This is a genomic window from Pedobacter aquatilis, assembly GCF_032678405.1.
Classification (GTDB): Bacteria; Bacteroidota; Bacteroidia; order Sphingobacteriales; family Sphingobacteriaceae; genus Pedobacter; species Pedobacter aquatilis_A.
In genome coordinates, this window is the sequence record NZ_JAVTSJ010000001.1 from 1,146,688 (window position 1) to 1,169,621 (window position 22,934).

A 22,934-nucleotide genomic window follows, 5' to 3' on the forward strand; every position below is an offset into this window, starting at 1 on the left:
TCTAAATTTTCGATTTCGGTTTCCATTCTAAAACTTTAACCGCGGTTGGTTTTGCATCAGCTTTACCTTCGCCATCTACCTGGGTAACGTTTTGCAGGTATAGATTGAGGATCGTTTTATCTTTCCATAATTCGGTATCGTAACTGGGCTCCCAATCGCCCACACTTTCTGAAGTTAAATCCTCAATCTGCCAGTTATTGGTATAAATATCCTTGTTCAAGGCAATAGAAGCTTTGCTTCCCCGTTCGGCATCCCTGAATAAAATTCCCGCAGCATAGCTTTTATTTACCGGCCAAACGATGATCTGCGGCCGTGAAACCGGTATTTTCTTGGTTCCTCCCCCGCTCAAACTAAAGGGTGTTTTCCTGAATGATAAAGCATTTACTTTCCAGCTTTTTCCATCGTTAAAAACGATATGGTATTGCGGAATATCATTAGGAAGATCACGCCAGTAACCAGCAATAAAAACCCTCCCCTTTGCATCAGCATACATGGAGGTCTGGTTAATTAACTCGCTTTTCTGAGGGATTTTTAAAGCATATTCAGCATTCGACTCGATTATCGGCAGCTGGTACTTTTCTCCGTTTGATTTTTGCCAGCTTAAGCCGCCATCAAATGATTTTGCATAACAAAGATCGTGATTACTGGCTACGTCAGGGCTTTCACGCCATACCCACGATAAGTGTATCGTCCCGGCTTTGTCTATTGCAACCTGCCAATAGGCATTACGTTTTCCTTCGCCATCAATCATTCCATCCTGAACGCGGCTCCAGGTTTTACTTTTTACGGCATAACGGTTTATCATCAGGTTTCCATTGCCCGAACCACCATCACGATAAAAGAAAAGTAAATCACCAGACGGCAGCTTGTAAAATTCCGGGTAACTTACTTTATTTTCCTTTTTGGCAAGCATTGACTGCTTCTCTCCTAGCGTTAAAGCACCTGCCGATGTACCTTTTGCATAATTTAAGTTATTATTATGCTGGCCCCAGGCCACATGTAAAATTCCCGAACCATCTACAATGATGCTTATCGATTTATGTGCATCGGTTGCATCGCCTTTATATTGAGTTTTCTCAATTGTCCAGTGTTTATCACCTGTTTTTCGCTTAGCCAAAACAACTGATTGCTCATTATCGTAATAGGCGGCGTACTGGTAATTCCTAAAAGTTACCAGCGAGTTTTTCCTAAAAATTACCGCATTAACCGAATTATTAGCCCAGCCATTTTCAGCGATTACATTAATTTCCTTTTCCTGTGAAAAAGCCAAGCCTCCTGATAATATGAAACATGATAAAAATAAAACCAGTGCTGCTAAAAACTTCGATTTGATGTTATGGTTAGTCAATTTGATATATTTGGTTAACCGAAGTACCGAATTTCTACAGGCTTGTTTAGGGGGGTAAATCATATTTAAAAGGGGGTGATTTAATACTGCAAATTAATCTTTTTTGTCAATTAACGTTACAACAACGTTTTTAAAAAATTTCAGGGCTTTTACAAATCACTTTAGTAACCTTATTTCGTAAATATTTCCAATAGAAGAATTGCTATCAGCCACAAACTTTATTTCCATATCGGCTGAAAGTAACTGGCCAGGAATTGTTATTTCTTCGTTATAAAAATCTTTGCCTTTTGTGCCATCAAGTGTTAGGTGTTTTATCAGCTCATTATTTATAAGAATTGAAAATGCTTTATTTTTCTCTTCGCCAGATAAAGTAATTGTCAGTTTTTTAGCTTGTAAAGCATTATTTTTTAAACGATAACTAAACCATGCTTTTCCATTTCTGAAATGCCTCTCCCCGAACGTGCCATTGTCCGTTTGTTCGCCTTTAAAACCATGATCTGTTTCAGGTTGTTGTTCACCTGTATTAATTAAATCTACCGTTGATGCCTCTATTTTATTTTTTTCGACCTCATAAGTTTTAATGCTGCTTATTCTTTCAGCCAAATGCTCTTTGCTGCTATATGGCCAGTAAATTACGTAGCGCTTTTCACTTAAATTATAAAAAGGAGTAAGCTGGAGCCTTTTATACCTCGGCTGATAAATGATTTGAGCAGCATTAAAAACGGTATTACTTTGGTTTACTTGTTTTATTCCCGTTGCAATTTGTTCTTTCTCTCCAACAATAAGGGGTGCATCGTTAAGCGGTAATAATGCACCATTGGCAATGTGGCCCATTCTGCTGCCATCGGCGATAAGATTTGGCTGGCTCAACGTATCTAATTCGGCCGCCAGAACGATTGGTCCGCGTTTAAAGGCAACCCAATCAGAGCCATCGGGCAAAAAGCTAGCCTTAATCCGCATCGGAAGCTTTAATTCAATCACGTCGCTATTTTGCCAGTTTCGGTTTAGGCTTATGTAGCCGTTTGTATTAAAGAGTATTTTCTGCCTTTTACCGTTAACGAAAACCTGTAATTTACCTTTTTCTACCCACGATGGATACCTTAAACTGATATTGAAACGACTGCTTCTTTTTAATTTTAAAGTTAATTTAGACGTTTCTGATTCAGGAAATGAAGTATGCTGCGTAAGTTGAAGTCCTTTTTCTTTCCAGTTTAAAACTGAAGGTATGTAAAGGTTTACAAATACCGAATTGCTGTTGTGGCTGTAAATCATTTCACCGTATTTTGCATGATTTTCCAATCCTGAGCCCACGCAGCACCAGAAACTTTCCTGTGGATTAGAGTATGTTCTGTAATGACCCGGCCGTATCGGTGTAAAATAAACGAAACCGCCTTTAGTATTTTGCGATGTTAGAATGTGGTTGTATAGTGTTTCTTCGTAATAATCGATGTATTTGGCAGATGGCGACGAAAGGAAAAGCTGTTTGGTCAGCTTCAGCAAGTTATAAGAGTTGCAGGTTTCGGGTCCTTCTCTCGATTCTATCATCGAGGAAAAATCATTCTCCGGATTGAAATGCTCGCGAACACTATTGCCGCCAATAGCAACTGTACGGTTATTCACAACTGTGTTCCAGAAAAATTTGGAGGCATTTTCCCATGTGGTATCTTTATCAGCTATTGCTATTTGTTCATAACCGATAACTTTAGGAATTTGTGTATTGGCATGAAGCCCATTTAAGGCATCAGTATTTTCAAGTAATGGATTGAGGATACGTTTATCGGAAAACTTGCGGGCGAGTTGCAGGTATTTTTTATCGCCAGTTATGGAATATACATTGGCAAAAACCTCATTTAATCCACCGTGCTCACTTTTCAGCATTTCCTGAATTTGCAAGTCAGTCAAATCAGAAACCAGATCTACGCACCAATCTGTTAACTTAATGAGCATTTCTTTTGCCTGTAGATTACCTGCAGCCGTATAAGCATCGTACAAACCCGCATAAATTTTATGGATATTGTATAGCGGAACCCATTTATCATTCAAAGAGAAAGATGAAGCCCTGATGTTTCCACCTCTGATTTCCGTCCACATTTTTTTACCGCCTGGAATTCCGGAAACATAGCCGTTGCCATTCGCATCCTGGCACTTTTTCAATTCGGAAAGCATGTAATTTATGCGGTTTTTCAACACCTCACTTCCTGTAGCGGCATACATTAAAGAAAGAGCGGACAGATAATGGCCAGCCATGTGCCCGTCTAGTCCGGTATTCTCCCAGTTCCCATAAGATTCGGCTTTGGGTTTTAAGCCAGCTTCACGCAAATATGGTGCTAATAACCGGTCAGGATTAAGCTCAATAATGTATTTTAAATCGGTTTGTTGTGCATCTTTAAATCTTCCATCAAGCAAAATCACTTCGTTTAATTTAAAAGCTTTTAATTTTTGCTGACCGAAAACCGGCACGGAAAAGAGAAGGAGCAGAAAAAGTTTAATTGCAATTTTCATATCATTTCACTGCCGGAACAGTTATAATTTTTATTGGTTAACAGCGAATTAAGTTAAGTTTATGCTGCGTATAAACAGCTAAAGTTAATTCTCCAAACTTTGTTGTAAAACCAAGCATCTGGTTAGTTATTTCGCGAAGTACTAAAATTTTGCTTTCCAAAACACGGGGCTAAATCATAAATATAAGGGGGTATTTTAGCAAAAGAGCCTTTAGTTAAAGCTACTTCAATACACTATTTAGATTATAATATTTGTGAAAGGTTTTTCTGTGCTTTTTTACAAACTCAGAGGGTGTTAGTTTAAAAAGCTTCTGAAACTGTTCCCTAAAATATTTTATATCGTTAATACCCACCCTGAAAGCGGCTTCATTTATATTCAGGTTTGTATTAATCAGCAATTCAGCGGCTTTTCTTAATCTTATAAACCTTACAAAGCCATTTACCGATTGTCCGGAGGTGGTTTTAATCTTTTTGTAAAGATTGGAATGGCTCATGCCCAAATCAGAAGCCAGCGTTTTAACGTTAAAACCATCTTCCGTTAGGTTATCTTCTATGATGGAAATACATTTCAATAGAAATCCTTTATCCTCCTGGGATACTTTATGGGTATCGGATTTAAGTGTTATCTCGTTGTAGAAATACGACTGCAGATTTGTTCGGTTCTTAATAATTCCATTTATTTTCGCAGTAAACAAATCTTTATCAAAGGGTTTGCTAATAAAATCATAAGCACCAACTTCAATCCCTTTTAGCCGAACTTCGGCGGTTGGGTCGGCAGTTAGCAGGATTACGGGAATATGGTTCAGTGCTGAATCATCTTTTATTGCCTTGCATAGCTCTATACCATTCAGGCCATCCATGTTTACATCAGAAATAACAATATCAGGTAAGAATTCTCTACAGCTGTTCAGTCCGTCGATACCGTTAGTTGCCTGGTAAATTTTAAAATTATCCTGAAAAATCTGCCGGATGTAATCAATAATTTCAGTATTATCATCAACCACCAGAATGGAGTTGAGATCCGATATCAGTAATTCGAGATTACCTGTATTATTTTTATCAGATGGCTCATCTTCCGAATCTTCCTGAGCAATTAACTCATTCACATAAGTCAGTTCGTTTTCATTGATGTTATTTTCATATAAATCGATTGGCTCACCTACAGGCATTTCAATAAAAAAGCTCGTTCCTAAACCCTTTTTAGAGTGGAAATAGATTTTTCCCTTATGTAATTCAACAAAACTTTTAACGAGGTATAAGCCGATTCCAAATCCCATTTTAAGCGATTCTTTACTCATCACCTTGTAAAACTTATCGAAAAGCTTCTCACCAATATCATCCGGAATTCCAGGGCCATTATCGCTGACTTCTATTTTTATCCCATTAGGATGATGTTCTATTTTAAATTTAACGAAGCCCCCCTTAGGCGTAAATTTTAATGCATTTGAGAGTAAATTAAAGAACACGATTTCCAGTTTATCCTTATCGCCATAAACTACTGTTTCTTCATCATCGCATTCAAAAGTATAATCGATGTTATTGTTTTTTGCCAGGTAACCGAAGCACAGAAAAATTTCGCGTGCAAATTTGAAGAGGTTAATCTTTACAATATTTAGTGTATCATTTTCACTTTCTGTTTTTCTAAATAAAAGCAATTGATCTACCAGACTTAGTAATCTGCGGGAATTACGATAAACAACATTTAAGTCATTCTTCTCCTGCCCCGATTCTTTGTTGTTTAAAATATCTTTAATCGGGTTAACGATAAGTGTTAATGGCGTACGCAGTTCGTGCGAAATATTGGTAAAGAAATTTAGTTTTTTCTCGTTTAAATCTTTCTCACGTTCCATTTTCAGGTTCGTAATTTCTATTTCGTGTTTCAAGTTCCGCTGCCTGTTTCGGTAAGTCTGAAACAAATAAGATACACCTGAAAACAGGATTAAATAAATGCCATAGGCCCACCATGTTCTATACCAGGGCGGTAAAATTTTAATGATTATTATTTTTTCGTTATTGCTCCAGGCGCCTTCAGTATCGGTACTTTTAATATGCAGTTTGTACTCGCCTTCATTTAACCTTGAGTAATAAGCAGTATTGAGTTTATTTACATAATTCCAGTTTCTGTCCCATCCTTCAAGGTAATACGCATAAGAAATCTGTTCCTGAAATGAAAATTCTATAGCAGCGTAATCAACGGAAATTACTGCAGCGTTATATGGAATTTCAATCTTTTTAAGGTTTACAATAGATGTGTTTTTATAACTGGAATCTTCATCTAGCGGAACATTGTTTATCCTGAAATCGGTAAGTACAATTTTTGGAACCCTGTTATTTTCTTTTATACTATCAGGATAAAATAAGTTGAAACCATTAATTCCCCCAAATAAAAATGCACCGTCTTTTAATTTTAAGGCAGCGTTGTAGTTAAACTGATTACTTTGCAAACCATCTGAGGTATAGTAGTTTTTAAACTTTTGCTCCTTAATGTCAAACTTCGAAAGGCCATTATAAGTACTGCACCAAAGGTTATCTTTCGAATCGATTAGTATATTCAAAACGGAGTTGCTAGGCAAGCCATCACTTTGAACATAGCGTTTTATTGCTTTGGTTTTGGCATTAAGCCGGATTAAACCACCACCCTCTGTGCCTATCCACAACTGACCTTTCGAATCTTCGTTTATCGCCCGTATCGCCAGGTTAATTTTAATGTACTCATGTTTCTTATTAAGAAGGTCAACTTTTATCAAATCGGTATAATTCCCAACCCATAAATTACCTTCAGCATCCTGAAAAATGGAATGAATATCTTTCAAACTATTATCAAAAAGTTCAAATTTATCGGCTAATTTATTATAACGGTAAAGTGCCCCACCACGTGTAGTACCTGCCCAAATGTTATTATTTCTATCCTGGTAAAGCTTCCAGATATTTACCTCATCAACTCCTTTAACCGGATTGTGGCAGGTATAATGAATAAACTTTTGGCTTTGCTTATCAAAACGGTCTATACCTCCGCTAAAGCTAGAAACCCAGGTGTTATTTTCATTATCATTTAAAATACTGGTGATAAAATTACTCTTCAGTGCACCCGGATTGCTGGTTTTAACATAATTTGTAAAACTGTTCTTTTTCCTGTTCCATAAACTCAAGCCGCCACCATCTGTTCCAATCCAGATGTTTTGGAATTCATCTTCGCTAAATGAAAGCACAAAATTGTTCACCAATGAGTTACTTTTCAAGGCATCTTTTCTTATGCTTTGAAATTGTGTGCTCTGCTGGTCGATAATGTTTATACCGCCACGCAAGGTCGCAATCCATTTTCTTGATTCCTTGTCTTCATAAACCTGCGCCACCGAATTGCTGCTGAGTAAACCTTTATCCTTTCCTGCAGATAACCGATTTATTTTGCCTGCCCTGGTATCAAACAACACGATGCCACTGCCATCGGTCGATATCCAAAGTTTTTGCTGTTTATCCAGCATCAAACTCATAATATTATCCTTATCGGGATATTGAGCGGGTTTTGTTAACGAATTATTGTTTTTCCCGAATAGATAAAGTCCTTGTTCGGTTCCGATCCAGAGCTGGTTATTTATACCGCTTATGATACTGGTTACATTCTTGATATCTTGCTTAACCAGTTTTATCTCTTTGTGCCCGATATCGTATTTACATAAACCAAAATCTTTGATAAAAAGCCACAAAACATCTTTATCATCAATACAAAGTGCTTTAACAGTATAGTTTTTGTTCTTTTTGAACTGGATTTTTTCAGCAATCTCTTTGTTGTTTTCCAATTCGTAGATACCACCATCATCAGTAGCAATAAACACCGACGATTGCCGGCTTACAGCGATTGCATTTACCGGCGCAGAAACGGCTAATTGTTTGCCGTTATCATTATAAAACAATTTATGAAGTTTAGTATCAGCGTAATTGTAATACGAAATACCTTTTTGCGTACCAACCCAGATTCTATTAAGGTTGTCGCCATTTAAAGCCGTGATATGGTTATTTATGAGGGAATTATCTACCCCCCAGTTATTCCTGAAAACCTTAAAATTATAGCCATCATACCGGTTTAGGCCATCGTAGGTACCCATCCACATAAAGCCAAAATGATCTAAATACAGTGAATTAACGACATTGTTTGATAAACCATTTTCTACCCCAAGGTATTTTACTGGTGATGGTGGTATTTGCGCAAGTGTAGAATTAAAACTCAAAACCAAACAGGCTATTATACAGGCAAAAACCTTGCGAATTGAGTTCATAGAGTGATAAAGAGGGAAATATTTGGTATTAACGAAGATACAATTTTTCATGATTGGCGGTATTAAAAATTGCTTTTCGTTTTGGCTTTAACTATTCAGTGATTACATAGCACTTGTATAACTAACCTTGCTTACATTGTTATAAGTATCGATGTAGGCTCTTGGCGACTGCCCAATAATACTTTTAAAAACACGGTTAAAATTAGTTATGCTATTGAAACCCGCTTTATAAGCAACTCCCGAAATACAATCAGCTTTTTCTCCGGAAATAAGACTTTTACAAGCATCATTAATTCTTACCTCATTTAAAAACGAAACAAAAGTATGGCCTGTATGCTTTTTAAAATACCTGCAAAATGCCTGTGGTGTCATAAAAGCAGCGTTAGCTACGTCTTCTAATGAAATCTGGCTGTTATAATTTTCGGTAATAAAACTGATAATTTTACTCAGGCGCATTCCTTCATTCTCCGTTACATTAGCAGAATACATTTCCGAACAAAGCGGTAAAATGTTTTCATTTAACTCTTGTAAACCGTTGATAAGTTTTAAAAAATTAAAAAGTACATCCGAACCGGAAGCCTTGTGCACATCGAACATTTTTTGAATGATGGTAGCTGTGTAAGGCTCAGGGATTTTGAAACCGTGTTTGTTTTTCTGTAGGAAAGCACTCGCCAGTTTCATCTCGGGCAGGTTAAAAAGAGCGCTTAAAATACCGTTTGAATTGAAATAAACAGAGCAGGCTTTTACCGTTTTATCTTTATCATTTGAGAAATATTCAGGGTTGCTTTTAAATAAATGCGGTAGCTTCGCACCGATTAAAAAAACATCTCCCGAACGAAAAGGATGCATGTCATTTCCTGCGATTAGCGTCCCCTCGCCCCTTTCCACGAAAGTTATTTGCCACTCATCATGTCTGTGTAAGTACTGATAAAAAAATGGAAGTTCGATGTGTTCCGATATTACACTTTTATCATCAGGAACGAGCATTGTAAATGGCAGTACCTTCATTGTTTTAAAGAATTAGTTTGTTGATTTACTAAAACAATGTAAGAATATTAACCCAATAAGCACAATAATATTCAAATCGGGTTAAAATACGGTTAATACAAGCTAATATTTGCCGGATTGCCTGGCTTTTCTCAATCCTTAATTTATCTTAAGGCAAAAGGTGCTATTTCCATCTCTGTTACCTGTTCGGCAACGAGTTGGCTAACAAGCAATCCGCTAGCAGGCCCTAAGCTTAGGCCCATCATTCCATGTCCGGTAGCTACAATTAAGTTTTTCATTTTTTCACTTCGGCCGATGTAAGGTAAACCATCCGGAGAAGATGGACGGAAACCGTACCAGATTTTATTTTCGGCTGGTAATGCTGGTTGTAAATCAGGGAAATATTTAGGAACGGATTCTACAATGCCTTTTACCCTTTCCATATTTACGTTTGTATTGATTTTGTCGAGTTCCATTGTGCCGCCATACCTTATCTGACCGTTCATCGGGGTAATGGCGACCCTTGCCTCGCAAAGTAAAGCGGGAATAGTAAGCCTTTTGAGGGGCTCAGGTTCCATAAAAGAATAACCTTTACCCGGCATTAAAGAAACTTTGACACCTGCCATTTTAGCAATTGCAGGCGACCAGGAACCTGAGGCCAGCAAATAATTATCTGCTTCCCACACCTCATTGCCTGTAAAAACCTTTGTAATGCGATTTCCATTACATTCGATTTTATCAACTTCTTTATTGCGTATAATTTTTACTCCATTTTGCTCGAGGAACTGCAATAAATTATTCATTAATTTCCCCGGATATAAATGCGCATCACAACGATAATGAACAGCTCCCAGCACATCCAAAGTTAGTTCGGGTTGTAAGGTTTTACATTCAGCTGCATTTAAAATCGCCATATCCAAACCAAGTTCAATGGCTTTTTCAGCCAGATGTGCCTCTTCTTCTGCAGCTTGCTCGGTTTTATAAAAGGCCAGTATGCCTTTTCCCGTAAGCTCAAAGTCAAAGCCTGGCTCTTTTGCTAAATCTTCATAAAGCTTTTTACTCAGTAAAGATAAATCGCGAAGTGGCTGAGCGGCCGCAGCTACATGTTTTGCTGTTGCATTTTTAATAAATTTTAAACCCCAGTTTATGAGGTTTAGGTTTAAGGCAGGACGAACATAAAAAGGGCTTTTGCTGTCAAACATCCATCTTATGCCCTGTTTTATCATTCCAGGGGCAGCCAAAGGCACAAAATGACTGGGCACAATCATTCCGGCATTTCCAAAAGAACAGTTATCTGTAATATCTCCTTTATCTAAAACCGTAATTTCATAACCTTTTTTATGCAGATAATATGCTGAACTTAGCCCTACAATTCCGCCACCAATAATTAATACCTTCGACATGCTTTTAAATTGAAAATTATTCAGTTCCTACTGAAAACTTAACTAATATTATAATCAAATAACCTGAAAACCATAGGCATAAGGATCATCTTCGGCATCTATTTTAATAGTGTTGTAACCATAAATTTTTGCCCAGCCTTCAACGCTCGGAATAATTGCTTTCAAACCATTTAAGTCAACTTCTTCTTCAACCCTGCCTGTAAACTTACTCCCGATAAAGCTTTCATGTATAAAGTCTTCCCCTTTTTTAAGTTTTCCTTTTGCATGCCATTGTGCCATCCGGGCTGAGGTACCTGTTCCGCAAGGCGACCTGTCGATTGCCTTATCACCATAAAAAACAGCGTTTCTGGCGGTCGAAGTTTCGTCGAGTGTTTTCCCTGTCCAAAGCACATGGCTGCAGCCGTTTATGGTTTCATCAAGCGGATGGACGAATTTATACTGTTCGTTTATACGCTTTCTGATGGTTTGACTCCAGGTAATCAGCTGTGCTGCAGTATAATTTTCCAGTCCGGCAAAGTTTTCCTGCGGATCTACAATCGCATAAAAATTACCACCATAAGCAACGTCGAAAGTTAATAATCCCAAATCGGGACATTCTACTTGTAGATTTTCTGCCGCAAGATAGGAAGCAACATTTTTTAGTTTTACTGATTTAACTTTTTTGCCTTCCTGCTTATATTCAATCAGTACTAAGCCTGCCGGAGCCTCCATTCTGATCATACCAGGTACTTTTGGCTGAATTAATCCTTCTTCAATAGCGATTGTAATGGTACCAATTGTACCATGGCCACACATGGGTAGGCAGCCACTGGTTTCAATAAACAGAACTGCCACATCATTATCAGGATTATGTGGCGGATAGAGAATACTTCCCGACATCATATCATGCCCCCTCGGTTCGAACATTAAACCAGTTCTAATCCAGTCGAACTCCTTTAAAAAATGTTGCCGTTTTTCACTCATATTTGCCCCGATTAACTCAGGGCCACCGCCTGCAACCAGCCTCACGGGATTACCGCAGGTATGTGCGTCTACACAGAAAAAAGTTTTACTCATCTGCTTTGGTTAATTTTTGGTTAACAGTTCTGAAAATATTCAATGGATTGCCATCTCTAAGCGCATCCGGTAGTAACTCCTGCTGCCAGTCTTGATAGGCAAGCGGGCGTACAAAACGATAAATTGCGGTAGAACCAACTGAAGTAAAACGGCTGTCGCTGCTTGCCGGAAATGGTCCGCCATGTTGCATTGCAGCGCAAACTTCTACGCCTGTTGGTACACCATTCAGTATTATCCGGCCGGTTATATCCGTCAACCTGTCTATTAACGACTGATAATTTTTTAATTCATCAGTTTCGGCCATTATAGTTGTGGTAAGCTGTCCTTTAAGATTACCAATTACTGTTTCCAATTCATCTAAATCTTTGGCAATAACTAAAAGTGAATAAGGGCCAAATATTTCCTCGCTAAATACCGGATTTTCTATAAATGCAGAGGCACTGATTTCACAAACCATTGCCTGAGATTGGTTTTCTAAATTTTTATCCTTTAGATTTGAAATACCTAAAACGGTAGCTTCTTTGCTGTTAATAATATTTGCCGTAAGGCTATTATAGTTATAGGCAATTCCCTCAGTTAGCATTGTTGCTGATGGAATAAGCGAAATTGTGGCGGCCAGTGCTTCTTTAAATTTTCCGAGTGCAGGAGACTCAATCGCAAGCATTAAACCCGGATTTGTACAGAACTGCCCGGCACCCAACGTAATCGATGCTGCGTATTTTTTAGCAAGTTCTTCAGGCTGATTTTCGAGTGCTTTTGGCAGCAAGATTACCGGATTAATACTACCCATCTCTGCAAAAACCGGAATAGGAACAGCCCTATCCTCTGCAATTTTCATTAAGGCCTTTCCTCCTTTTAATGAACCGGTAAAGGTTACAGCTTTGGTTAAAGGATGTTTTACCAACGCTGTGCCAATGCTATAGCCATCATCATAAAGCATGGAGAAAATACCTGCAGGTAAACCTGATTTTTCAATAGCCCTAATGATAGCACCACCAACAAGGGCACTTGTTCCGTAATGTGCCGGATGTGCTTTTACAATTACCGGACAACCTGATGCCAGGGCTGAAGCTGTATCGCCACCGGCAACCGAAAATGCAAGCGGAAAGTTACTTGCACCGAAAACCACTACCGGCCCAATAGGCACCATCATTCTCCTGATATCCGGTTTTGGAAGCGGCATCCGATCGGGTTGTGCCGTGTCGATTATGGCATTAACCCAAGAACCTTCAGCTAAAAGATTGGCAAATAAACGGATTTGACCTGTTGTTCTGCCTACTTCTCCTTGCAAGCGGGCAACTGGTAAGCCACTTTCCAAAACTGCCCTGCTTACTAATTCATCGGTTATAGCTGTAATTTCATCGGCAATGGCATTTAAAAACGCCGCTTTTAAATCTTTGTGCAGGTTTCGGTAGGTTTGAAATGCCTCAGTTGCTGCTATTAATGCTTTATTTACAAGTGCTTCATTTGCTTTAAAGAAATTTCCTTCAATAGCTAATCCGGTAGAAGGATTTATTGCACTGAGCGTTTTTTCACTTGTATCGGCATATGCAGATGCAATGATATTTTTTCCATTCATTATTATAAAGGTTTAGTTACCCCAGCTGCCAGCTGGTAATTCTGGGCGATTTTCCAGGGCATCATTTATAATTTTTAATACCTTTTCACGCTCGGAACCTTGAATTGGCAATCTTGGCGCTCTTACAGTTTCCGTACCTAAACCCGTTGCTACTTCTGCAAGCTTAATATACTGTACCAGTTTTGGATGAATATCCAGTTCGAGTACTGGTAAAAACCAACGATAAATTTTTAAGGCCTCTGCTATCCTGTTTTCTTTTATTAACCTAAAAATAGCAACGGTTTCTTTCGGGAATGCATCAACCAGACCTGCAACCCAGCCATCAGCGCCCATCACAATACTTTCCATAGCCAAAGGATCTACACCAGTAAAGATTTTAAACCTGTCACCAAAGCGATTGATTAATCTGGTAACATTTGAAACATCCCTGGTCGATTCTTTTATTGCCTGGATATTGCTATATTTTGTTAATACCTCAAACATATCAAGCGTTACCTCAATTTTATAATCAACGGGATTGTTATAAATCATAATGGGTAAATCGGTACTTTCAGCAACAGCACCAAAGAAAGCCAGCGTTTCATCAGCGGCAGCATTATAACGCATTGGCGGGAGCAACATCAAACCATTAGCACCCAAAGCTTTAGCTTTTGCTGCAACTTCAATAGCTTTTTTAGTTGTAGATTCGGCAATATTTAAAAGTACCGGCACTCTACCGTTAACGAGTGTTAACGTGTGATCTAACAAACTGAATTTCTCTTCATCAGTAAGTACGCTTGCTTCGCCAAGCGAACCTCCCAAAATAATCCCTTCGGCTCCGGCTTCAAGTTGTGCCTCGATATTGTGATCGAAAGCTTCAAAATCCAATTCATCGTTTGCTGTAAACTTTGTGGTTACAGCCGGAAAAATCCCGGTCCATTTTATACTCATTATTGTGTTTTTAATTGATTAATCTTCGATTTATTATTTCAAAGTTAATTGATATAAACACCTAAGTATTGTTAGATTTTAACCGATATCAGCTAGAAATACACCGGTTTAGCAGTTTAAAAACAATTGGAATTATTTTGCATTTTTTACCTGCAGATAATACATAAATTCTATCGCCTGTGGGGTAAACAAAAATTCTTGTCCATTTGCCAAAACAAGTTCCTGCCAGCTTTCTGATGGAATAATTTTAACGGTTTTTACTCCATTGGCTTTAAGGGTTAACGGCAGGTTGAACCCCTTAACACAGTTGGTATACCTATAAAATGCTTTACCGTTTTTCAGGTAATATTCTAAAATGGGGATTTCTATCGTACGTAAATATTGGTCGAAAACCTTACTATAATTAAAGCCCGCTTGCTTGGAAACATAATTTTCAATTTGTTTTGTGGTTACCGTTTGGTGATAAAAAGTCTTATTTAAACCTCTTAATATCGACCTGAAAAGCACATCATTATTAAGCCCATGACGGATAGCATGCAGCATATTGCCTGCCTTAGGGTACATATCGCCACTTCCCTGGGCATTCACGCCATAAGGAGGAATGATCGGACTGTCATTTCTGATACCTTTTCTGATACCATAATTATATTCGTTACCCGCGCTATTACCAAAAATATAATCGACAAAAAGTGTTTCGCTATAATTAGTAAAACCTTCATGTACCCACATATCCGCCAAATCGTTACTGGTAATATTATTTCCAAACCATTCGTGGCCACTTTCGTGGATGATGATGAAATCCCACTTCAGTCCCCAGCCATCGCCCGACATATCTCTACCCCGGTAGCCAAACTTGTACCAGTTCCCGTACGATACCGCCGACTGGTGCTCCATGCCCGTATGCGATGCATCAATTAGCTGATAGCCATCTTCATAAAAAGGATATGGCCCAAACCAGTATTCAAAGCTTTTCATCATTTTATGTACCTGATCGGGCATATATGTTTTTGCCTTTGGATAGTTATAATCGAGCACCCAATAATTAACATCAAGCAGACCCTTTTCGCCTGCATACTTCTCTTTAAAGTTTACATATTTCCCAACATAAGGGATGATGCAGTAGTTACTGATTGGGTTAACCACATTATATTTATAAGTGGTAGTACCATCATTATTATTTTTCTTAAAAACGAGCCTCCCATTGCCTACTGCTACTAAGGTATCGGGAACGGTCATGGTTAAAGATGCTCCAAGATTTGGTTCATCGCTCTGATGGTCTTTATTTGGATACCAGATAGATGCGCCCAAGCCCTGGCAGGCAACAGTCATCCACGGGCGACCGAGTGAATCTGCAGTAAAAATAAAGCCGCCATCCCAAGGTGCACGCTTTGCCTGGTGAACTTTTCCATGATAAAAGATATTTACCTTGTTTAAAGCTGCAAGTTTTTGTGCCGGAACCTGAGCGTACCACACACTACCTTCATGATCGAATTTCAACCTTAATTTTCCATTATAAATGATGCTATCGATAATTAATGGTTCCTGCAAATCAATTTGCATGCGTGTTTTGCCATTATTTGTTCGAACAACCTTGTATGCAATCTGGTTCGAACCGGATATACTTTTATCATTGTAATCGGGTTTTACTGCAAGTTCGTAACGTTGAACATCCCACCAGGTCCGTTCAGGTGTTAAACTGCCGCGTAAGGTATCGGCTAAAGTGTAAACCTTTTTATGCTGGGCTGCAACACTGCCACTAAAAAGTGTAAAAACCAATACAGCAATTACAAGATTAAAAATTTTCATTTTATGGTAATTAATAGGCCTGACTTCTTATAGCCTCAATTTCTTCTACAGTATTTGCAAGATGCTTTCCTAACATCCTGCTTCCATTTTCAGTGATTAAAAAATCATCTTCAACCCTGATTCCGGTAAAATCTCTGTACTGTTCAAGTTTATCATAATTAATGAATTCAGTAAACTGACCTGCGGCTTTCCACCTATCGATAAGTTCAGGAATTATATAAACGCCGGGTTCAACAGTTAAAACATAACCTGTTTCTAGTGCCTTGCCCAGGCGTAAGGATTTTAAACCAAACTGACTTGTGTTTTTCTTGAGTTCATCAGTATAGCCTACAAACTGCTCGCCCAAATCTTCCATATCATGTACATCAAGCCCCATCATGTGCCCCGTTCCGCATTGAAAGAACATGGCATGTGCTCCACTTTCAACGGCATCGTCAATATTTCCACGCATCAATCCGATATCTTTTAAACCCTGCGCCAGGCGCTTACAAGAAGTTAAGTGAACATCCAAATACCTCACTCCCGGAGCCAAAGTATTTTTCGCATCGGTATAAGCATTGAGCACAATGTTGTAGATATCTTTCTGCAACGGGCTAAATTGCTTGCTCACGGGAAAAGTCCTGGTCAAATCGCCTGCATAGCCTAAGGCAGTTTCTACACCCGAATCGTTAAGTACCATTTGCCCCTCTTTAAGGATATTACCATGATAGTGGTTGTGTAGTATTTCGCCTCGAACGGTTAAAATTGCAGGATAAGAAAGGTTTCCACCCGATGCCAGTGCAGCTTCCTGAATTTTAGCGGCGAGTTCCCGTTCATACATTCCCGGTTTGGCCTGCTGCATTATCATTAAATGGATATCGGCTGAGATAGCCGCAGCTTGATCAAGTTCAGCTATTTCTTCTGTGGCTTTTACAGAACGTTGTTCAATAACTGCTTTAATAAAAGTTAATGAAGCAGCGTTCTTAAGTCCGTCAACTGGTAAATTAAACCACTTTGATAATTTAATTTTATTTTCCGGGCGATAAGGTGGTAAGAAATGTACTGCCCTGTTCTGTTGTTTATATCGGTTAAGATAAATTTCCAGCTGCTCTAAAGGCTGAACATGGCTTAAGCCTGAATCTTCTGATTTTTCTTTCAACGTTTTCTGCCTGCCCATCCAAACAATATCATCAATGCTCATTTCGTTGCCAAACAGTATTACCTTATCCTCATCAATATCAATAATGGCTGCAAGAGCTGGCTCGCTGATACCAAAATAGTACAAAAAGCTACTATCCTGCCTAAAGTGGTAAGTATTATCGGCATAGTTCATAGGGCTTTCTTCATTCCCTAAAAAAAGTAATACGCCCGAATCAACTGAAGATTTTAACGTTTTTCTTCTTTCGATGTAAATTGTTTTATCAAACATATTTTCTGGAGTTAAAACAAATATCCCAAAAGCATTTTTCATCCGGCAAGTTTTAAATTGAATGGATAAAATATGAGATGTATTTGCAAATTATAAGCTAATGTTGTGGTATAAAAATCGCAAATAATATGCTTTTTTAAGAAAATAAAGGTAAAATCCGCACAATAACTGCAAAATAAGGGGCGATTTTTACATTCACATTTGAATAATTTTATTTTTCAAGAATTCGTTTTAACATGCATAAAATTATTGCCAGAAGTTTATTAACCTGCTCAGTTATATTTTCGCTAAATGCCAAAGCGCAAAACTACCTGCCACAGTTTAAGGATAGCAGGATAAAGGTTAAAAATGTTGCGTCAATCAATGCTTATGCTTTTGATTTATCGCAGGTAACATTGCTTGAAAGCACTTTTAAAACCGCCATGAAAGCCGATGAAGCTTACCTGATCATTATCGACCCCGATCGTTTATTAGCTGGTTTCAGAAAAAATGCCGGATTAACACCTAAAGCAGAAATTTACGGCGGATGGGAAGCCGATGGCCTTGCCGGACACACTTTAGGTCATTACCTTTCAGCGATATCAATGCAGTATGCGGCAAGCAAAAACCCTGTCTTTCTTCAAAAAGTAAATTACATTGTTGATGAACTGGAAGCATGCCAGCAAGCGAGAAAAACTGGTTATATCGGTGCAATTCCCAAAGAAGATATCATCTGGAGTGAAGTAGCAAAAGGAAACATTAAATCTGGTGGTTTTGACTTAAATGGCGGCTGGTCGCCATGGTACACCGTTCATAAAATAATGGCTGGTTTACTTGATGCCTACCTCTATACCGGCAATAAAAAAGCACTTAATGAGTGCATCGGAATGGCCAACTGGACGCAAAAAACCATTAGTGGATTAAATGATGAATTGCTTCAAAAGATGCTTTTTTGTGAGTACGGTGGCATGGCCGATGCGCTGGTAAATCTATATGCAATAACGGGCGAAAAGAAATTTCTCGATTTATCCTATAAGTTTTATGATAAACGTATTCTGGATCCGCTGGCGAAACAACAGGATATTTTGCCCGGAAAGCATTCTAACACACAAATCCCCAAGATTATTGCAAGCGCAAGACGACATGAACTTACAGGCGACAAAAATGATGAGGCAATTGCCCGCTTTTTCTGGAAGACCATTGTTTACAACCACTCCTATGTAACCGGTGGCAACAGCAATTATGAATATTTGAGCGAGCCTAATAAATTAAACGACAAGCTTACAGAGAACACTACCGAAACCTGTAATACCTATAACATGCTTAAGCTTACCGGTCATTTGTTTACCGAAACACCTACTGCAGAACTATTCGACTATTATGAAAGGGCACTATATAATCACATTTTAGCTTCACAAAATCACGATGATGGTATGACTTGTTATTTCGTACCACTCCGGATGGGCGGTAAAAAGGAATATAGCGATAAGTTTAACACCTTTACCTGTTGCGTAGGCACAGGAATGGAAAACCATGTTAAATACAATGAAAGTATTTATTTCAGAGGAAGTGATGGCAGCTTATATGTTAACCTTTTTATTCCTTCCGCTTTAAACTGGAAAGAAAAAGGAATAAAAATAAGACAGCAAAGTTCCCTGCCTCAAGGCGATAAAACAGAATTAACCATAAATACCCTGAAGCCACAAACTTTTTCTATCCGGTTAAGAAAACCAAAATGGTCGGAAGGAACAGTAATTAAAGTAAATGGCATACAGCAAACTATAAAAGCTGATGATGCCGGTTACCTGGTGATAAACCGAAACTGGAAAAACAACGATAAAATTAGCTATACAACACCAGAAAAACTACACACCGAGGCTATGCCTGATAACCCTGATCGAAGGGCTGTATTTTACGGACCGGTTTTATTGGCCGGCATTTTAGGTACAACCGAGCCCGACCCAATAAAGGGTGTTCCTGTGTTCGTAAGTGCAACCAACGACCCGGAAAACTGGTTAAAAGTTACAAATAAACAGGAATTAAAATTCCAAACCGTTAAAACAGCACAGCCTGCAGAGGTTACCATGATTCCCTTTTATCAAACTAAAAACCAATATTATAGTGTTTATTGGGATGTTTTCACACCTGATAAATGGCAGGTTCAGCAGAAGATTTACGATGAACAAAAACGTAAACAAAAAGAACTGGAAGATAAAACCACTGATATTTTCCGCTTTGGAGAAATGCAACCCGAAAGAGACCATAATTTTACGGCTGCCAAAGAATCAATGGGTGAAGAACATGGCCGGAAATGGCGGCTCGCCGGTGAGAAAGGTTTTCTCCAATTCGATATTAAAGTTGATCCGAACAACCAGAATATAATGATCGCTTCCTATTGGGGAATGGATAACAGAGGCCGCGTTTTTGATGTTTTAGTTGATGGTGTAAACATTGCAACCGAAGACTTAAACAAATATAAGGAGAGCCGATTTTATGATATTTCTTATAAAATCCCTCATGAAATAACCAAAGGAAAACAGAAAGTAACCATTAAATTCTTTCCTAAAGCTAAGAATAATGCAGGCCCGGTTTATCAGCTAAGGGTTATTAAAGAAAATCCTTAAAATTCAAAATCATCAGTAGAATTACAACGTTTATCCAATATCAGATTGCTTCGGACCTCGTAATGAGGTGTCGACTATTGTCCTCCTGAGCTTTGTCGAAGGACTTGCCAGTCGTCATACTTACGACTTATTTTTATCAGGCTTACGAAGTTTATTGGCAAAACACAATTCAAACTTCGTAAACCTGAGAAGTATATTATTTTGATAATATCACTTCAGTTGTATTCCCTTCAGACAGCTGAATTTCATAAGCGCCACGTTTACCAATGGTTTTATCTTTAAGAGAATATTTCAGAACACCAGCTATTTTTGCAGGTTGGCTGATTCTCAGTATTGCCCTTGGTGTATGTTCATCAGCTTTGCTTAATTTTAATCGGATTGAACCAGTTGAAGGATCATAATCGAGTTCATCAATGCTTCCGGCTTCTAAAGTAATCCAAACACCAACCGGGGCAACAAAAACTGAAGATTTTGCTGCAGTAGTTGGCTTTAAAATGATGTTATTTCCGTTTTGATTCAGGTTTCCGCCAAAAGCAAGCCAGCCGAATTCCTTATGCTTTAACAAGTATGATGAAGTATTTACCGCGTAACCAAAAAAACCAGAACCATAATCGCCTGTTATCCCATCATTTTTTAATGTTGATGGATAGGCATGAAATGCTGCTGGCGCAAAACCATCTTTTGTAATGTTAGCAATCGAGCCCATCAAACCACCATAACCGGTACGTAAAAGGTAAAAATTATCCGGGTTTTTGCGGTAATCCATCAACACGGGAATTGCATTTAAGGCCGAACCGTAATGGTGAATCATTCGTTCAATACGCATGAGCTTTCCTCCATATAAAAAATCCCAGTACCGGCGGGCATTACCATTATAGGCCCAATGCGGTATAACAGGCATATAGGCCAGAATTGCATTGAGGGTTACTTGCGCTTTATCCTGGTAGCCAAAATAATCAGACCAAACATAAACTTCTTCCTGTCCTGTTGAATCCCAGGGCATTTCACTTCCAAAAGGATAGTCGAGTGTACGCCAGTGATTGGCACGCTTTTTCATCTCATTTTCCAGCCGGGTATATTCTTCATTCAAACCTTCATTTTTAAGATCGTTTAAAATGAGGTAAAAAATTGTTCCCTCCATTTGCCCGAATTGTGCGTAATATGGCGCAATGTTTACCATTGCCATTCCGGTTTCAGCAGCATCTATAAGGTGCTGTTTCCAACTTGTTTCGTCGATATAACCTTTATAATTACGTGCCAGGCGGTACATTACCCAATGTGCAGCAGCTACGTGTGGGTAATTATATGAACGCCCTAAATCATCGGCTTCTTTTTTAGGCCAGGCCGACCATGTTTTAAAATTAATATCCTTTGAGTAAGTATCTTTTGGCAACGAGTCAGGTGCGTAATAAAACAAACTTTTTCTAACACCGTATTTTTTCGGCCCATCTTTAAGCTGAATCCTTCCAAACATTACTGAGTCGACAAATTGCTTCAGTTTAGTTATCTCCGTTTGATCTGGATGAACCAACTGTTTCATCATTGCCCCCAACCATGAACCTGCTCCACCTTCATCACTTAAACCCGCAATCCATGCCCTGCTATCCTGTACCACCTGCTGTTGTTTTTCATAATCGTAGGTGATTACCGATGGACTGCGTTTAAAAACCTGATCTGGTTGATTGAACCATTGCTTAGTGGTTAAAAAATTACCGTAACTCGCTATTACTTCGCTTTCAGGTTCAATTACTTTATAATTTATGGTTTGCTCAAGCCCATCGGCATAAGTAATTGTTAGTCTTGCCCTGCCAGAAATAACTCCTTTAATAAAATAGCTGTTCCAGCCTTTTTTAGTTGTTTCTGCTACTTTTACAGTTAATGTACCAAACGGATACACTTCAATCGATTTTATCTTTTTTTCGTATTTGGTAAACAATTTTGCGTCAACATCTTTTGGAAGTACATACCCGGGCACAGCGACTGCCACTGGCCTTTTGTTCTCTATTAATTTACTTTCTATATCTTTTGCGGCTCCTGCTAAAATAAACTGTAATGCGTAATTTCTGGTTTCACCAGGTTTAAGGATTATTGACGTCGGCGTATTCCATTGCTCAGCATTCTTCCATTCTTTTTCGGCGTAAGCCTTGCTATAAACCATCCATTCATAAAAGCCTTCAAAAGCGATTCCCCGTGGGGTTTTATCATCGTTTAAAGGATTATAGGCCTCGAACGGCGTTTTACCTATTGGTGCTACAATTAATGATGGCGCATGACCGCTTAACCTGGTAACCTGCAAATAACCTGCATCTTTACCAATATAAGGGTCGTAAAATACATTTTTTGCATGTGCCTGCTCAAGCGTTCTTCCATCTAGGATATTATCGAATATCATGGGTATCCCAAGTGCACCAATTTCTACAGCTTTACTGGTTTTATTGCTGAGCTGAAAACGAAGTACCAGTTTTCCATCTTTCAACTCCCATATCCTTTTTATTGTTAAGGGGATATCAGCTGCTAAAGTTTCGCTTAAATCGGCTGCAGCAAGCGTATTTTTCATTGCAATAGCTTTAACGGGTTTTCGTTTTGCAGCCGTGCTGTAACTTTTCCAGGCGGTATCAGTTATTGTACGCAACCTTAAGTTAATATCACCAAGATGATAAAGTCCGTCTGCACTTCTCACTTTCAGGCTATCGCCAGGTACAAAATCAAATCCTTTAACAGATTTGGGTAGCAAGCCAGCTACGGTTTGCGATGACTTTACCAACTTTAAGGTAAACCCTCCTGCATCAAAAGATGAAAATCCCTTTTCGAGCTGTAAAGAAGAGGTTTTTTTGCCAAGTGCTATCCATGGCGATTGCGCAAATAACAAATGGCTATTTAAGAGCAATACGATACTGGCAATACCTATTTTAACTAAATTCCGTTTAGAAAATTTAAAAATTATTCTTTTAAAAAAAATCTTCATCAATTTGATCTGTTAAGATGTAAACCAAAAATATACTTTAAAATTTAAAGCATACAGCATCGGCAAAAACAGGG

At 38.5% G+C, this 22,934-nt stretch carries 12 protein-coding genes; 1 reads left to right on the forward strand and 11 read right to left on the reverse strand.

The features are described from left to right. Position 1: 1 nt before the first annotated feature. The 10 genes from R2R71_RS04780 to R2R71_RS04825 all read right to left on the reverse strand — a co-directional run bounded on the left by R2R71_RS04780 (position 2) and on the right by R2R71_RS04825 (position 17,292). The gene (locus R2R71_RS04780; RefSeq protein ID WP_316830108.1) at positions 2-1,348 is read right to left on the reverse strand and encodes a BNR repeat-containing protein; all 1,347 of its coding nucleotides are present in this window, start codon (positions 1,346-1,348) and stop codon (positions 2-4) included. Positions 1,349-1,504: 156 nt separating this feature from the next. Continuing rightward, on the reverse strand, positions 1,505-3,850 hold the full coding sequence (locus tag R2R71_RS04785) for a glycoside hydrolase family 127 protein (RefSeq protein ID WP_316830109.1): 2,346 nt from the start codon (positions 3,848-3,850) through the stop codon (positions 1,505-1,507). A 220-nt stretch (positions 3,851-4,070) separates the two neighbouring features. Further along, positions 4,071-8,174: a two-component regulator propeller domain-containing protein gene (locus tag R2R71_RS04790; protein ID WP_316830110.1), complete on the reverse strand. Its 4,104-nt coding sequence runs from the start codon at positions 8,172-8,174 to the stop codon at positions 4,071-4,073. Between the two features lie 51 nt (positions 8,175-8,225). Then, on the reverse strand, positions 8,226-9,131 hold the full coding sequence (locus tag R2R71_RS04795) for an AraC family transcriptional regulator (RefSeq protein ID WP_316830111.1): 906 nt from the start codon (positions 9,129-9,131) through the stop codon (positions 8,226-8,228). Between the two features lie 143 nt (positions 9,132-9,274). Then, entirely contained in the window at positions 9,275-10,513 is a 1,239-nt protein-coding gene (locus tag R2R71_RS04800) for an NAD(P)/FAD-dependent oxidoreductase (RefSeq protein ID WP_316830112.1), read from the reverse strand. A 54-nt stretch (positions 10,514-10,567) separates the two neighbouring features. Beyond that, on the reverse strand, positions 10,568-11,569 hold the full coding sequence (locus tag R2R71_RS04805; RefSeq protein ID WP_316830113.1) for a 4-hydroxyproline epimerase: 1,002 nt from the start codon (positions 11,567-11,569) through the stop codon (positions 10,568-10,570). Then, positions 11,562-13,148: an aldehyde dehydrogenase (NADP(+)) gene (locus R2R71_RS04810; protein ID WP_316830114.1), complete on the reverse strand. Its 1,587-nt coding sequence runs from the start codon at positions 13,146-13,148 to the stop codon at positions 11,562-11,564. Before R2R71_RS04810 ends, R2R71_RS04805 begins: the two co-directional genes overlap by 8 nt. Positions 13,149-13,160: 12 nt before the next feature. Next, positions 13,161-14,078, reverse strand: coding sequence for a dihydrodipicolinate synthase family protein (locus R2R71_RS04815; protein ID WP_316830115.1), 918 nt, complete (start codon positions 14,076-14,078; stop codon positions 13,161-13,163). A gap of 132 nt (positions 14,079-14,210) precedes the next feature. After that, complete coding sequence (locus R2R71_RS04820; RefSeq protein WP_316830116.1) at positions 14,211-15,884, reverse strand: M1 family metallopeptidase; 1,674 nt, start codon at positions 15,882-15,884, stop codon at positions 14,211-14,213. Positions 15,885-15,894: 10 nt separating this feature from the next. Then, a complete protein-coding gene (locus R2R71_RS04825) occupies positions 15,895-17,292 on the reverse strand; it encodes an aminopeptidase P family protein (protein ID WP_316830117.1) in 1,398 nt (465 codons plus the stop codon). 236 nt (positions 17,293-17,528) lie between these two features. Between R2R71_RS04825 and R2R71_RS04830 the strand changes: the two genes are divergently transcribed. After that, entirely contained in the window at positions 17,529-19,895 is a 2,367-nt protein-coding gene (locus tag R2R71_RS04830) for a beta-L-arabinofuranosidase domain-containing protein (RefSeq protein WP_316830118.1), read from the forward strand. Between the two features lie 196 nt (positions 19,896-20,091). Here R2R71_RS04830 and R2R71_RS04835 read toward each other — a convergent pair whose 3' ends face one another. Further along, positions 20,092-22,860: a DUF5695 domain-containing protein gene (locus R2R71_RS04835; RefSeq protein ID WP_316830119.1), complete on the reverse strand. Its 2,769-nt coding sequence runs from the start codon at positions 22,858-22,860 to the stop codon at positions 20,092-20,094. Between the last annotated feature and the right edge of the window lie 74 nt (positions 22,861-22,934).